The sequence below is a fragment of the Candidatus Acidulodesulfobacterium sp. H_13 genome, assembly GCF_048541835.1.
Taxonomy (GTDB): domain Bacteria; phylum SZUA-79; class SZUA-79; order Acidulodesulfobacterales; family Acidulodesulfobacteraceae; genus QIJE01.
The window spans coordinates 1-14,494 of the sequence record NZ_JBLEOY010000003.1 but is presented as its reverse complement, the minus strand read 5'-3'; the positions used below and the strand labels follow the sequence as shown (position 1 = coordinate 14,494).

Here is a 14,494-nt window from a genome sequence, read left to right as displayed (position 1 = left end):
CTTATATATTTTAACGATATAAAAGATTATACGTTTTTCAATTCGGCATGCTTTATTATTTTCGGTATATCGAGGACAAAAGCGATGCTGCCGTTGCCGAGTATAGTGGCCCCACTGAAAAATTTTGCCTCTTTATAGATTTTACCCATCGGTTTAAGTACGGTCTGTATCTCTCCGAATATTTTATCAACGGCAAACCCTACGACTTGACCGGCACATTTGACTACTATTATGTTATTTTCACTAGTTTCTCCTTTTTGCCTACCGAAAATATCGGAAAACTTAATATACGGAAGCAATTTTCCCCTTAAATTTATGCAATCGACTTCATCATTGGTTTTATCGGATTCATTATAATCTATACATTCCAAAATTAATTCAAGGGGAATAACATATTTGTTTCCATCGTAACCGACCATAAATCCATCCACGATTGCAAGGGTAAGAGGGAGTCTTAACTCGATAGCGGTGTATTCCGATTCTTTAGTTTTAATCTCAATAATACCCCTTAAATCTGCAATATTTCTTTTTACGACATCCATCCCTACGCCTCTTCCTGAAATGCTCGTAACTTCATCGGCGGTAGAAAAACCGGGTTCGAATATAAGATTGTATATCTTTGAATCCGTTAAATTATCGCGGTCTTCATTTATTAAGCCTTTTTCTAATGCTTTTTTTAGAATTTTTTCCTTACTCAAACCGTTTCCGTCATCTCTAACCTCTATAACTATGCTTCCGGAATCATTATAAGCATTTAATGTAATTTTGCCGTTTTCGGGTTTCCCTTTTGCAATTCTTTCATCAGGCATCTCGATACCGTGATCTATTGAATTCCTGATAAGGTGAATAAGCGGATCTGTGATCTTTTCCATATAAGTCCTGTCAAATTCAGTGTCTGCCCCTTTAACCTCCAAGGTTATAATTTTGCCGAGATCCTTGCTTATATCCCTTACTATACGCCTCATTCTATTAAACACCTCTTCCACGGGAACCATCCTCAATTCTATAGAGCCGTCCCTTAAATCGTTGACAAGTCGTATAAGCATAGACGTGTATTCCTCAAGCATAGAATTGTTTATAGTCTTTGACAATTCGGCAATCCCTGTCGTCACGGTAACAAGTTCCCCGGCTATGTTAACGACGAGGTCGAGTTTGTCGGCATCTATTCGGAATGTTTTAGACTCTTTACCCTTCTTTTTTTTAATCTTTTCCTGTTTTTCAATTACACCTTTTATAATGTTTTTATCCGTGGCGTTATTTTCGACGAGAATATTTTTATCATCCCCTTTTTCTTTTTCTACCTGAACACGTAACGCCCTTTCAAGTTCTGCTTCGGTCAGTGCGCCTGAAGCTACTAAAATCTCTCCAAGCCTGACCTTATCTTCCGGCGACTCTTTTATTAAATTCATATATTCGACAATCTTAAATTTTGGAGGCAAAATACAAATATCGCAATCGTCCATTACAAACTCAAAAATATCTATTATTTCTTCACGACCCAAATTGGTTTCAAGATTTATCTCAAAACCAAGATAACACAACTCGGGATTTAATTCGTCGAAGGGCGGAATATTATCCAATATTGGATAACTATTTTTTATAGTACCTATTTTATTCAGATAATAAATAAAAGAGAAGGGATCCATCCCGTCTATGAAGGTATTTTCTTTAAACCTTATGGAAATATGCCAATATTCCAATAACGCTTCGTCTTCATTCGTATCTTCGGATTTACTCTCGACTTTGATATTTTTAATTAAGTCCGCATTTTCGATAGACACAAGGCTGTTTAACATTAAATCGCTTTCGGATTTAAATTCTGAAAAATCTTCCATATCCGAATCTAAATGTTTTATTAGTTCCACTAAATGGTCTCTTATCTTAAAAAACAAATTTAAAATATCTCCGTTCAGGATGATTGCGCCCTCTCTCGTTTTATCTAAAAAATTTTCCAAATTATGCGTAAAATCCTGTATATAATCCGCACCTATAGCGCCGGCAGAGCCTTTTATCGTATGCATTGCCCTGAAAATATTGTTTATATCTTCTTGATATTGCTGCTTGTCGCTTCGGTCGTCCATCATGCCATCTATATTTAGCAGGCTTTCCTCGACCCCCTGCAGCAGTTCAAATGCTTCTTGCACAAATATGTTTTTAATATTCCGCTCTATCTCTTCCATCGTTATATCTCCATACCGTAAGTTTTAAAAAATAGGTCGGTTTTGCTATTATTTGCTACAATTTCAACATTAATCCCTCTGTTTTTCATATATATTGAAAAAGCATATAATAGCTGAAGAGCCGAGCTGTCAAACTCGGCTACGTCCGAAAGGTCTATTTTTAGAATCAAGTTTTCCTTAATTAAGTCCATAAATTTTTCTTTTGCCTTTAAAATATGCGAAATGGTAAACTCGCCGGATATTTTTACGGCGAGTTTACCATTTCCCTTTATCGTTCTAATATCCATAAATTAAAATCTCCTTTAAAAATGCGCATGAAAACATATTGTAAGCATCTCTTTTACGGTAAAATTAGTTTATTTACCGCGGATAAAAGCTGTTCCGGCCTGAACGGTTTCACAAGCCATGCCTTGGCACCCGCAAGTTTACCTTCCTGAACCCTTGTCTTCTGCGATTCAGTAGTCAGCATCATTATTGGAACAAATTTGTGAGAAGCAGTCTTTTTTATTTCTTTTAACAGGGCAATGCCGTCCATATTGGGCATGTTAACATCGCTTATTATTAGATGAACTTTCTTTCCGTTCAATTTGTTTAAGGCGTCTTTTCCGTCATTTGCTTCAATAATTTCATATCCGGCTTTTATTAAGGTCAGCTTCAATGTTTGCCTTATGGTTGCCGAATCGTCAACTATCATAATATATTTAGACATTTTCCCAATATACCTCCCATTATAATTATCTATAAGATTAGAAAAAAATTAAGTTATCGCCGGCAATTTCACCGGTTGATTTGAGATTCTCCTCGTCAGGATCTCCGTTTATTACCTTATCATGTACAATTATCTGCTGTTTCATGATATATTTTTTCTGAATGTTTTGAATATTAAAATTATCGAAATATTCAATTTTTTTTGACGCACCCTCACTGTCATCCCAATCTATATTTGCCGCATGATTGATATTATCGTTTATATCATTATTAATTTTTATTATGGTTTCCAGTTGTTGCCTCACTATATCTTGAAATTGGACCTTAGATAAAAGATCCATGACCTTTTCACTCACTATTTCCGAATGTGAAGAAATTTTTTCTATAATTTCGTTTTTAAGGCTGTCTATCAAATTATAGCTTTTAAAAAGGTCCTCCAATTGTAAATCAATCTCTTTCAATATTTCTTCGTTTGAAAAAGATAACTCGTTTTCTAATTTTATTCTGAATTTCTCGGATATTATTTCGGTAATATCCGTGATACCCCTTGAAATTTTAGTGGCAGCGTCTTCAGACTTTTGAGATAACCTTCGAACCTCATCCGCAACCACCGCAAAACCCCTTCCATGCTCCCCGGCGCGGGCGGCTTCTATGGCGGCGTTAAGGGCAAGTAAATTTGTCTGATCGGCTATTTCTTCTATCAAAACCGTCAAATCCCTTATGGTTCCAATATTGTTTTTAAGAAATAATGCAATATCTTTATCTTTTTCTATATCATCAAGCCTCATTTTCATGTAATCGTTTAAATCTTTCAAAACCTTATCATTGTTAGAAAGTATGTACTCCATCTTCTTCGAAAAATTTTCAGATTCTTTTTTTGTATCTTTTACAGTGTCCATCAACTCGGACATGGCAGAATCAATTGACTGAGTACTCTCTATCACGCTAAATGCGGCATTCTCGGTTTCTTTTATCGTATTCTTTATATGCCCGTTAGATAAAGCGTTTATCTCCGATATTTTACCGATAAATTCGGTAACCTTGCCTTGAAAACTTTTTAGAACGCTTATTGAATTCAGAAAATTTCTTTTTAAGTGATTTAATCCGTTTACATCATTATTTTCAACGGGTTTCCGTAAAAATATAAAAGATGAAACGAAAAAAAATAAAAAAGAAGTAATACCGGAAAAATAATACCATACAGTAAGATAACGGCCGTTAAATAAAAGAAATTTTAACAAAAGAAACACCGGGACCGACAAAAATATGGAAACAAAAATAGAAATTATAAAAATTTTCACATAATGTTCATCAACTTTATTGAAAATTTCGTCATAATCTTTGTTTTTCATCAAAAACTCCTTTTATGTAAAGGTTTTTTTAATCTAATTTGAAAATTGTCAGTATTAAATACTATTCTTCTTGCTTCTTGCCCTCCGACATCATAATTTACTATTTTAATTTTTTCTCCGCTTAATATTTTAAATGCCATTTCTATATTTTTTTCCCCGATGTTTAAGAAATTTACTTTTTTTTCGTTTATTTTTAATATATTTGCCCCTCCAAAGACTTTTGCCCGAAGTTCGCCCTTTTTTGCGCCTAATTCTATTAGCTTATTCATTAAATTTAATATCGATGTATTCCCATATCTATTCGAGCCATCGTCATTATATTCGCTATAAGGCAATAAATAATGGTTCATTCCGCCTATTTTTGAGAACGGCGACCACAAACAAATAGAAACGCAAGACCCTAATAGGGTTTGTATATACACGGGCGTTCTGCTCACATAAATTTCAGCCGGAAGAACATAAAACATTTCCATTTTATAATTTATTAAAAATATAACGGCATATATCCTGCAATGGCAAGACAACATTAATCGCGCCCCTTTCAACCGCCAGTTTTGGCATCCCGTACACAACGCAAGTTTCTTCGTCCTGCGCTACGGTAAAAGCGCCCGCACTCTTTAACTCCGAGATACCCGCTACTCCGTCGTCTCCCATTCCGGTCATTATTATCGCTATGGCATTCTTACCGACATATTTTGCTCCGCTTCTGAACAATACGTCTACGGACGGCCTATGCCTGCAAACGAGGGGTCCGTTTTTAATTTCCGCATAATACATAGTTCCGCTTCTTTTTACAAGCATGTGCTTATTCCCGGGCGCTATTAGCGCCTTTCCTCTTATAACGGGCTCGCCGTCTTCGGCTTCCTTAACCTGAATATTACAGGTATCGTTAAGCCTGCCGGCAAATGATTTTGTGAAACCCTCCGGCATATGCTGGACAATAACTATTCCCGGAGAATCTGCCGGAAAATCTTCTAAAAAAACCTTTAACGCTTTTGTTCCTCCGGTTGAAACACCTACTATAATAATTTTTTCTGTGGTTTTAATTACCGATACATTTTCAGATTTAGGCAATACTACGTCGGCCGACAATTTTGGTTCGACGTTAAAAAGTACCGACGGTTCTAATATCTTTTTATTACCCGCTTTGACTGCAGCGTTAATGGAATCGATTATTAGCGTCCTGGATTCTTCCAGAAAAACTTTAGTACCGATCTTCGGCTTTTCAATTATATCCACCGCTCCATATTCCAAGGCTTTAAAAGCGGCTTCGGAATTTTGAACCGCGAGACTGGAGCATATTATGACCGGAACGGGATGCTGTTCCATTATTTTTTTTAAGAAAGTGAGACCGTCCATTTTCGGCATTTCAATATCGAGTATTATCGCATCGGGAACAAAATTCTTCAATCTATTAACGGCAACGAAGGGATCCTGAGCGGTTATTACCGTCTCTATATCGGGATTTTCCGTTAATATTCTGATAAACGTCTGCCTTATTAAGGCAGAATCATCTACTACGAGTATTTTTAATTTACCGGACATAATTATAAATTAAAAAACAATAACTTTAATGGGTTATATTTTAACATAAACAGACGAAGCTATTTTCTTTAACGGTAAATCCAGACCGTGCAACGATTCGGAATGTCCGACTAAAAGAAATCCATTCTTATCGAGATGTTTAAGTATTTTTCTTATTATTGCCTGCTGTATGGCTTTATCGAAATATATCAAAACATTCCTGCAAAATACAATGTGAAACTTACCTTCTAAACCGTAATTCTCGTCCATAAAATTTAACCTGCCGAACATAGATTTTTCTCTCATCTCCGGTTTAATTCTTACTAAAAGATCTTTTTTATTTTTGCTTTTCAAGAAATATCTTTTTTTAATAAAGTCGGGCAAACTTCTAACGGAATCAAGCCTGTATATAGCCTTTTCCGCCGTTTTAATCACCTTAACGGATATATCCGTTCCGTATATAAAAAAATCCGAGAGCCGTAAACCTAAAAGCCTTTCTTCCTCAATACTTATAGCTATAGAATAGACCTCTTCTCCGGTAGAACATCCGGCACTCCAAATTTTTACTTTTTTATCTGTTTTTTTTGATAGATTAACTAAAATATGGGGTACGGCTTTTTTCCTCAAGAAATTAAAATGTTCATTTTCCCTAAAAAATTCAGTCTTATTAGTGGTTATAGCATCTATTAAATTAAATATTTCTTTTCTTCCGTCTGCAAATTCAAATACAAATTTAATATATTCGGTAAAATCTCTAATTTTTAAAAGATTTAATCTCTTTATGAGCCGGCTTTCCACCATAATTTTCTTTGAATAAGGCATTTTAATACCCGCCGTAGTCTCAATAAAATTCTTAAGCCTGTTAAACTGCATGTCTGTTAATTTTTCATTTAATAAATTCACATAATCGCCGTTTTATAATTATGTTTAGATAATTCTAAATATTATCTTGATCTTCTTGCGGATTAGATGTTTCTTGGTTTTGACTATCATTAATAACCTTCAATTCTTCATCGGAGAACACTTTCTCAACGTCTAATATTATTACAAAATCATTGTCTTTCTTTGCCATCCCTCTAATAAATTTATTGTTGATATTTAACCCTATTTTTGGAGCTTCTTCAACATTTGAAGATTCAATATCCATTACTTCGTATACGGAATCCGCTAAGGCGCCTATAACCGTAGGTTCTCCTTTCATCACCACTTCTGCTATAACTATGCAGGTATCGATTGTAATGTCCGTTTTACCTATATCTAATTTTAACTTTAAATCTATTACTGGAACTACGTTCCCGCGCAAATTAATAACCCCAAGCATAAAATCAAGCGACTGGGGTACTTTGGTGATTTTTTTATAGTCTAAAATTTCTCTGACGAGAAGAATGTCTATCCCATATATTCCATCGTCGAGCTTAAAGGTAAAAATGTTAATCGGATCCTGTTTTATGTCGTCATCCATTTAATTCTCCCCTCTTCCTGATATATCGAAATAATTTAATGCCGATAAATTAAAAACTTTCAAAATCATCGTCCGATTTACCGTTTTTTTTCTCATCAAGGTCAATATTCATACCTGATCCACCGCTTTTTTTAACTTTTTCGGCATGAGTCTGCTTTGTTTTAAAATTTGCCGTCAGCATCTTATGCTCTATTTTGCCTTTATTTTTAGAAGACGAACTTCCTCTTAAACGTTCCATTTTTGTGAAATGCGTTAATTTCTTTAAGGAATCCTCACTATCTTCATTATCTATTTTAAAAAATTGAATACTCTGATTTAAGGCACTTGCCTGACCGGAAAGTTCTTCCGCGGTGGATGCCGTTTCTTCTGAAGCGCTTGCGGTTTGCTGCACTACTTGGTCTAACTGTTGAACGGCAATGTTAATCTGATCTACGCCTGTTTTTTGTTCATTGCTTGCGGCGGTAATTTCCTGCACGAGTTCCGCATTTTTTCTAATGCCGGGAATAGCCGTTTCTATAAGATTTCCGGCAGATTCCGCTATCGCTACCGACGATCTTGAGAGATTACTGATTTCATTTGCCGCCTCTTTACTTCTTTCCGCAAGTTTTCTGACTTCGCTTGCTACAACCGCAAAGCCCTTGCCGTGTTCGCCTGCCCTTGCGGCTTCTATCGCCGCGTTTAAAGCAAGCAGGTTTGTCTGTCTTGATATTTCTTCTATAATGGATATCTTTTCGGCAATGTCTTTCATCGCTTTCACGGTGTTTGAAACGGCTTCGCTTGCCTTTACGGAATCTTCCGCAACTTTAGTGGCAATTTTTTCGGTCTGAAGTGCATTATCGGCATTCTGACTTATCGTAGAGGTCATCTCTTCCATTGAAGAGGAGATTTCTTCCAGCGATGAAGCCTGTTCGGTAGCACCGCTGGATAATTCCTGCGCCGCCGAATTTAACTGTTCGGAACCTGAAAAAACGTTATCCGAAGAAGTTTTTATATCGACGACGATACTTCTTAATTTTAAGGCCATATCTTTAAGGGCATTAATGAGCTGACCCAATTCATCTTTTTGGTCTAAATCTATATTTACGTTTAAATTACCGGCGGATAGTTCCTGCGCCAATTTAACGCCGATATTAAGCGGTTTTTTTATAACAGCGGTAAGGATTAAGGTTATTATAATGCCTATTATCAAAGATATTATCATGCCTATAAGCATTATTAAAGATGAACGGCTTATCAGGGAATCGGTAATTTTTCCGTGATTCATCGTCAAAGATATGCGATTTTCGGAGTCTTCGGAAATAAGATTATCCACCAAAGCAGCTTGCTTATCCTCCGTTTTTATTGCGCTTAATAATTTTATTTTATCAATCGCTCTCAATTTTTTTGAAATGTTTATGTTTGCTTCATATTTTTTTTTAAGCTTAGCGGTTTCCTTTGCAAATCTAATATAACTTGATAATGCTAATTGTATTTTAACCGTCTTTTGTTTAATATCTTTATTATTGATACGGCTTGCAAAAGCCTTCTGCTTTTTTAAATAAAACCCTGCCTTTTTTAGATAATTTTCTCCGGTTTCCAAATCTTTCGGATTGCTCAATGAATTATAAGACCTTATAAAACCGTTCCCGATTAAATAATTCCTCTCAAGGTTGTTATCTATACGTATTAACGGCAATTGAATTTTAGAGGTATCTCTGTTCATAGACTGAATACTCCTCAAATCATTCAGTCCTATCAATATTACGACGACCAAAACAAATATTACGGCACTGAATGCAATTCCTAATTTTGTGCCTATTTTTAAATTGTTAAAAATTTCGAACATCGGTTATCCTCCTGTTTTCTTTAATTGACTAAAAATCACCATAAAAGTATAAATAGCATGGAATCTGCCGTCAGGGGCGTTTTCTCCGTGTAGATTTTTCGATACTCTCGCATTAATTTATCGTAATAAATAGGTTAGTCCGGTTCTTCTATAAGAACTTATTTGTTGCTTGAGAAATCTATAAAATAGTTACAATTATCCCATTACGCAGCACATAAAACCTCATCGGCTTATCAGTAAAAGAAATAGTTCCGGAAATTTGCATAGCTGAACCCTTCATTGTTTCGTTGGATTCTACTTTTTTATGTGAATTGTGATAATTATTAAATTTTTTAGCAAGTAATTTATCTGCGGACAGATGTAATCCGGCAGCCGTACTTCTCGGGGGGGGGGGTCATTATGTTTTTATAAAAGTATTTCGTATGATTAATAACCTTCATGTTTACTCCACCGTTATTCAGTAAATAATAATGCAAGTTGTTCCTCTTGTCAATATCTTTTTTAATTAAAATTCCGATTTATAACAAAAAAATAATCACGGATATGACGTCGCAATCGGTCTTCCCATGTTTAAGTCGGCATGATGATTGACAAACTTATCGACCTATCTTTTTTATTTTATCAAATGTGCCGTTCTTATGAGAAAAAGCCCGGACATAATACCACTTCCTTATGTCATAATCAATACCCGCCGGAGCCGGCTCTATTCCTTTAATATCCCTTCTTACCGCAGACATGGAATAAGGCACATATAAAAAAGTGTAAGGGGCTTCTTCTGCGAGAAGTCTCTGGATTTCAAAATAATACTTCCTCTGTTTTTTCAGATCAAAAGTAGAACGAGCCTTATTATACAATTTATTTATCTTAGGGTCGTTAAATGATGTAATATTTAAGCCCTTGGGAACAATATTGGGACCCGTAAATATGTACGCGGTATTATATGGGTTTGATGTCACTATAAACCAAAACAGAACGCTTTGAAACCTCTTCTTCATTATTTTAGAGATTAAGACCGTGGATTCCATGACCCTTAAGCTGACCTTAATTCCGATTTTTTTAAGATTTTGCTTAATAATTTCCGCCGCAGCTAACCTCCCTGAATTTCCCTGAGAGGTTAAAATGGTAAATTTGAACGGCGTGCCGTTCTTCTCTAAAATTCCCTTTTTATCCAACTGCCATCCTTGTTTGTTTAAGATGGCAAGCGCTTTTCCCGGATTATACTCATAAGTCTTAACATTTTTGTTATAGAAATATGTTCCCGGCATAAACGGTCCATAGCTCGGAATCCCTAACCCTAACAATGCTCCTTGTATTATCTCTTTCTTGTTAATTGCGTAACTTAGGGCTCGCCTCACCTTTACGCTTTTAAACAAAGGGTATAGAAGATTGTACCCTAAAAACACGTAGCTTGCCGACGGATAGCTGTATTTTTTGTAATTCAGCTTAAATTTTCTGCCGTCAGATTCATATTTAAACTGAACCGGAGTTAGACCCATATAATCTATTTCATTTAATTTAAGCATGAGAAACATCGAGGAAGAATCCGGTACTACTTTAAAAATCAACCATTTTATGCGTGGGGCACCCATAAAATAATGCGGGTTTGCCTTTAAAACTATTTTATATCCATGAATCCATTTATAAAACATGTATGGACCGGTACCTACTGGATGACTCCTGAGTTTAGTCGTCATCAGATTTTTCCCTTTAAGTAATTTTTCCGGCAGAATGCTTAACGCCCATGAAGACAGAGCCGGCGCATAAGGTTTTTTATATGTCACCCTGAAAATATACTTTCCTATAATTTTAGCATTATAAACCTTAAGATATTTCGCGGCGTAAGGCGTTGGAGTTTTAGGATTTATCATTAAGTGATATGTGAATAAAACGTCTTTTGCGGTAAATCTCTGTCCATTCTGCCAGTAAACGTTGCGGTGAAGATAAAAGGTTATGGTTTTTCCGCCGTTACTAATTTTCCATGATTTTGCGAGGTCGGGAACTATTTTGAAATTTCTGTTATAGCGAACAAGACCGTCATATATTTGGGATGTTATCTCCGCGCTCGAGAAATCCACAGCCATATCGCCGAGAAGATTGACCGCATCGGCGGACAGTCCGATTATCAGGGTATTTTTTATACTACTATTTTTACCGATATTTTTTATAGGCAGAGAGCCTCGTTTGTAAAAAAAAACCCCACTTAAGATAAAAGCGGTAATACCGATAAATATAAATAAAATTAAAATCGCAAAAAATCGGATATAACCGGTTTTTATTTTATTCTTTAAAACCATAATATATTACTGAATAATCGTATATTTTCATAATCAGTTTAAATTTTAGAACAAAAATATATCGCCGACAAGTAAATATCCTGCCAATTCAACAGTCAAACAAGCCTAAAAAAAATATTAATATGCACGTAAATCGGCAAGTTTATATTCGATACAAAGGACACCGGTATGGGAGAAGAAGTTTTTAGAATCTTTAGAGCCGCCTCGTTTAAAGACCTGTAAGGGGATTTTTTCGTTATGTTGATATCTGTTATATGGCGATTTCTGCCGATTAAAAAAGTAACCCTGACAACGCCCTCCTCCTGCTCAAATATAGCTTCCCGAGGGTAAAACTTATGTTTCTCTATCCAACCTTTTATTTTTGGGAATTTCTTTATGTCTACATAGCCGTTTATATGATCTCTTAAGCTACTTTCTTTCTTTTGTTTTATTTTAAAATAACTGATTTTGCCGTTTTGCGTATCTTTCCGTATCGGGTTCGCTTCAGTTATCCGGTTAGTAACGTTAAAAAAATTGCTCTTTATGCGAGAACCCGTCGGCTTTTTATCTTGCTTTATCGCTTTATGAAATACGGGTATTACTACGGCCTTATCCCCTGAAGTTCTTCTCTTAGAATCCTTTGAGGCTGAATTTGAACTCAGGGGAATACTTGCCAAATAAATATCTATTCTATTTTGCCCGTTTTTAGCAGAAATATTCAAGAACCGGACAAAACCCCAGCTTACGCCAAGATTTATAATAACGGATAAAATAATGGCAATAGTTTTTGTGATAACCCCCTTAGAATTTATACCTGATTGTTGCATAGACAGATCTCTCCGGAGTGGTGTAACCGTATATATCCTGATAAAATCTGTTAAAGATATTACGTACGGCCAAAGAAACTTCTAAATTCTTTGTAAATCTATATGCTGCGTTTGCATTAAACACCGCATATCTTCCGGTTTGATGCTTATAATTATAATTATATCTCGTACCTACATACCTGCCACCCAAGTAGAGCGTTAATTTTTTAATAGGCGAATAATCTACGGAGCCCGTTAAAGTGTCATACGGAATACGCGCATTTTGCATGCCTGTCTTTGGATTTTTACTGTGTATATAGGTATAATTCAACGCAACCCTTAAGGATTTAATCGGCTTAAAAACGGCATTAACCTCAATGCCTGCAACTTTAGTATTACCGTTTACGTTTTCATACGTAGACTTGTAAGTCAGCGGGTTGGTATGCCATTCAATTCTATTGGTGATCAGGGTTTTAAATAAATTAGACCTAAAGGACAATTTATTGTTTAAAAAATTTTGCATAAATCCTAAACTCCAGCTTTTTGAATGTTCGGGCGATAAGTTGACATTGCCACCAAGAAAATACCATGCAGCCACGGGAGACGAATAAAGCTCAAACAAGCTCGGCGCTAAAAATCCTGTCCCGTAATTGACCTTTAAAATAGTGTTTGTAGGGCTAAAAAAGTAACTAGCGCCTAACTTGTACGTAAAGTGATTTCCAAATGTCTGAAAATGATCCTCCCTGAAAGAAGCTTGTAAGTTCATATTTCCGAATCTTGGCAAAACCTCTAAAAAACCGCCCGTATTATCACGAGAAGCACTAAAAAACGAGGGTTTGTCCTGACTCATTTTATCTACGATATAATTCATGCCGACAACCGTTTTTAAGTTTTTATTAAATCTATAATCTGCCTTTATATCGCTGCCATATCTGTACCCGTTAAATTTGTCGTTATAAAACAGAGACTGCGGAGCGGGCGGCGTTATGGGGGGATAAGGATTGCTGTAAATATCTATATATCGCCGCAAATACGTTACGTCGTAAGCATCCATGCTTAAATGAAGATTCCCGAAATCCTTCTCGGCATATATCTTCGTAAAATAAGATTTTTCATCTTCCCTATAATTTTTACCCGGATAAGTCCTGTTGAGCCAAGAGCTGTTGTTAGGCACAAATAGGTCCGGATCGTATTGATCTAAATAATTTTGTATTTTTTGGAAATTTAAAACGGTGCCAACCTCAAAATCCGCACCGTCGTACTCTAAACGCGTATTAAGCGCCGTTTCATGAAATGCGTCCGATGCCGCGTCGCCGTAAGAATATGTTTTGGTCTTAGGGTTATATGCGTTTGTTTTCGGAGTACCCGCAGTATCAAAGCGTAAACCGTTTAAGTAAAAAGAAAAACTATTTACTTTTCCGGAGTAAGTCAGGTTTTCCCTAAACGTTCCAAAAGAACCGTAAGTTTGAGCATATTCTATATGCGGCTTATTTTCGCCTTTTTTTGTGATAATGTTTACCACGCCCGCTATCGCATTCGCCCCGTAAAGCCCGCTTTGAGTGCCTTGCACCACCTCAATTCTGTTAATACTACTCGGTGTTAAATAGGCAAAGTTATAATAGACCTGCGTTAAAGACGGGTCGCCTATATTTACACCGTCCATCAGATATTTTGTGTAATAACTTGAGAGACCAAGCATGTCAAACGACGTCCCCCCTCCAAACGGACCGTATGAAATTACGGATACACCAGACAAATCGTTCAACGAATCCTGTGCAAATAGCGACCCCTGATTTTTAATATCTTTTTGTGTGATTACCTGAGTGTAAGACGGAGTAGAGATAATGTTGGATTTAATTCTTGAGGCCGTAATTACTATATTTTCGCCCGCAAAGGCAACGGAATTGAATCCAAAAACGTAATATAAAGCGGATGCCGCTATTATACTCAAAAATAAAACCGTAAATGCATAACGAACCGAAGAAGCAATCCGACGACTACCGGTTTCTTTACCGTCGTTTACCGGTCTTCTTATCGAGTCATCTATTGCTGCGATATTACCGATATCGAATACATGCCTTAAACCGAATAAAAAGAGAAGCATGCCTGCTGACAATGAATTTAAAAAAAGGTGTGAGAACATAATTAGACCTCCCGCTAATTAAAGTTATTAGTATCTTAAAAAGCAGGTCTTCCGGCTTAAACATGTAAAATATTCCGCCTTCCCGGCAATTATACGACTTACCAGTGGCAAATTCGGAACACTCTATATAACGGATAATAAAAAAACCGTTATAAGTTATTACGGCTGCGGGAACAGCACGGGATTTTCACCCGCTTCCCTTAAGCTTTTAAGATAAAATT

At 36.1% G+C, this 14,494-nt stretch carries 11 protein-coding genes, 1 pseudogene and 1 riboswitch; all 12 genes and pseudogenes read right to left on the bottom strand.

What is annotated here, in order from left to right; genetic code table 11:
• Nucleotides 1–26: 26 nt before the first annotated feature.
• Entirely contained in the window at nucleotides 27–2,180 is a 2,154-nt protein-coding gene (locus ACMCNP_RS07455) for a chemotaxis protein CheA (protein ID WP_419315965.1), read from the bottom strand.
• A gap of 2 nt (nucleotides 2,181–2,182) precedes the next feature.
• Nucleotides 2,183–2,467, bottom strand: coding sequence for an STAS domain-containing protein (locus ACMCNP_RS07450; protein ID WP_419315963.1), 285 nt, complete (start codon nucleotides 2,465–2,467; stop codon nucleotides 2,183–2,185).
• A gap of 53 nt (nucleotides 2,468–2,520) precedes the next feature.
• Nucleotides 2,521–2,889 carry a response regulator gene (locus tag ACMCNP_RS07445; protein ID WP_419315961.1) on the bottom strand — a complete coding sequence of 123 codons (369 nt, stop codon included), beginning with the start codon at nucleotides 2,887–2,889 and terminating at the stop codon, nucleotides 2,521–2,523.
• A gap of 37 nt (nucleotides 2,890–2,926) precedes the next feature.
• Nucleotides 2,927–3,589 (bottom strand): annotated as a pseudogene (locus ACMCNP_RS07440) (methyl-accepting chemotaxis protein); the annotation flags it as partial.
• A gap of 650 nt (nucleotides 3,590–4,239) precedes the next feature.
• Nucleotides 4,240–4,590: a chemotaxis protein CheD gene (locus tag ACMCNP_RS07435; protein WP_419315959.1), complete on the bottom strand. Its 351-nt coding sequence runs from the start codon at nucleotides 4,588–4,590 to the stop codon at nucleotides 4,240–4,242.
• 124 nt (nucleotides 4,591–4,714) lie between these two features.
• Nucleotides 4,715–5,785 (bottom strand): protein-glutamate methylesterase/protein-glutamine glutaminase, encoded by a 1,071-nt coding sequence (locus ACMCNP_RS07430; protein WP_419315957.1) that lies wholly within the window; start codon nucleotides 5,783–5,785, stop codon nucleotides 4,715–4,717.
• Between the two features lie 33 nt (nucleotides 5,786–5,818).
• Nucleotides 5,819–6,667, bottom strand: coding sequence for a CheR family methyltransferase (locus ACMCNP_RS07425; RefSeq protein ID WP_419315955.1), 849 nt, complete (start codon nucleotides 6,665–6,667; stop codon nucleotides 5,819–5,821).
• A gap of 34 nt (nucleotides 6,668–6,701) precedes the next feature.
• Nucleotides 6,702–7,226, bottom strand: a complete 525-nt coding sequence (locus ACMCNP_RS07420; RefSeq protein ID WP_419315953.1) for a chemotaxis protein CheW — start codon at nucleotides 7,224–7,226, stop codon at nucleotides 6,702–6,704.
• Nucleotides 7,227–7,275: 49 nt separating this feature from the next.
• Nucleotides 7,276–9,051, bottom strand: a complete 1,776-nt coding sequence (locus ACMCNP_RS07415) for a methyl-accepting chemotaxis protein (protein WP_419315950.1) — start codon at nucleotides 9,049–9,051, stop codon at nucleotides 7,276–7,278.
• Nucleotides 9,052–9,647: 596 nt separating this feature from the next.
• Nucleotides 9,648–11,345, bottom strand: coding sequence for a peptide-binding protein (locus ACMCNP_RS07410; RefSeq protein WP_419315947.1), 1,698 nt, complete (start codon nucleotides 11,343–11,345; stop codon nucleotides 9,648–9,650).
• Nucleotides 11,346–11,440: 95 nt separating this feature from the next.
• Nucleotides 11,441–12,151: an energy transducer TonB gene (locus ACMCNP_RS07405; protein WP_419315944.1), complete on the bottom strand. Its 711-nt coding sequence runs from the start codon at nucleotides 12,149–12,151 to the stop codon at nucleotides 11,441–11,443.
• Nucleotides 12,126–14,273: a TonB-dependent receptor plug domain-containing protein gene (locus tag ACMCNP_RS07400; protein WP_419315941.1), complete on the bottom strand. Its 2,148-nt coding sequence runs from the start codon at nucleotides 14,271–14,273 to the stop codon at nucleotides 12,126–12,128. The genes ACMCNP_RS07405 and ACMCNP_RS07400 overlap by 26 nt, the downstream gene beginning before the upstream one ends.
• Before the next feature lie 24 nt (nucleotides 14,274–14,297).
• A riboswitch (cobalamin riboswitch) is annotated at nucleotides 14,298–14,494 on the bottom strand. This riboswitch is flagged as partial in the annotation.

Excerpts from the sequence above, each read along its gene's own strand:
- ACMCNP_RS07455 (WP_419315965.1), bottom strand. The coding sequence starts at position 2,180 with ATGGAAGAGATAGAGCGGAATATTAAAAACATATTTGTGCAAGAAGCA.
- ACMCNP_RS07450 (WP_419315963.1), bottom strand. The coding sequence starts at position 2,467 with ATGGATATTAGAACGATAAAGGGAAATGGTAAACTCGCCGTAAAAATA.
- ACMCNP_RS07445 (WP_419315961.1), bottom strand. The coding sequence starts at position 2,889 with ATGTCTAAATATATTATGATAGTTGACGATTCGGCAACCATAAGGCAA.
- ACMCNP_RS07435 (WP_419315959.1), bottom strand. The coding sequence starts at position 4,590 with ATGAACCATTATTTATTGCCTTATAGCGAATATAATGACGATGGCTCG.
- ACMCNP_RS07430 (WP_419315957.1), bottom strand. The coding sequence starts at position 5,785 with ATGTCCGGTAAATTAAAAATACTCGTAGTAGATGATTCTGCCTTAATA.
- ACMCNP_RS07420 (WP_419315953.1), bottom strand. The coding sequence starts at position 7,226 with ATGGATGACGACATAAAACAGGATCCGATTAACATTTTTACCTTTAAG.
- ACMCNP_RS07415 (WP_419315950.1), bottom strand. The coding sequence starts at position 9,051 with ATGTTCGAAATTTTTAACAATTTAAAAATAGGCACAAAATTAGGAATT.
- ACMCNP_RS07410 (WP_419315947.1), bottom strand. The coding sequence starts at position 11,345 with ATGGTTTTAAAGAATAAAATAAAAACCGGTTATATCCGATTTTTTGCG.
- ACMCNP_RS07405 (WP_419315944.1), bottom strand. The coding sequence starts at position 12,151 with ATGCAACAATCAGGTATAAATTCTAAGGGGGTTATCACAAAAACTATT.
- ACMCNP_RS07400 (WP_419315941.1), bottom strand. The coding sequence starts at position 14,273 with ATGTTCTCACACCTTTTTTTAAATTCATTGTCAGCAGGCATGCTTCTC.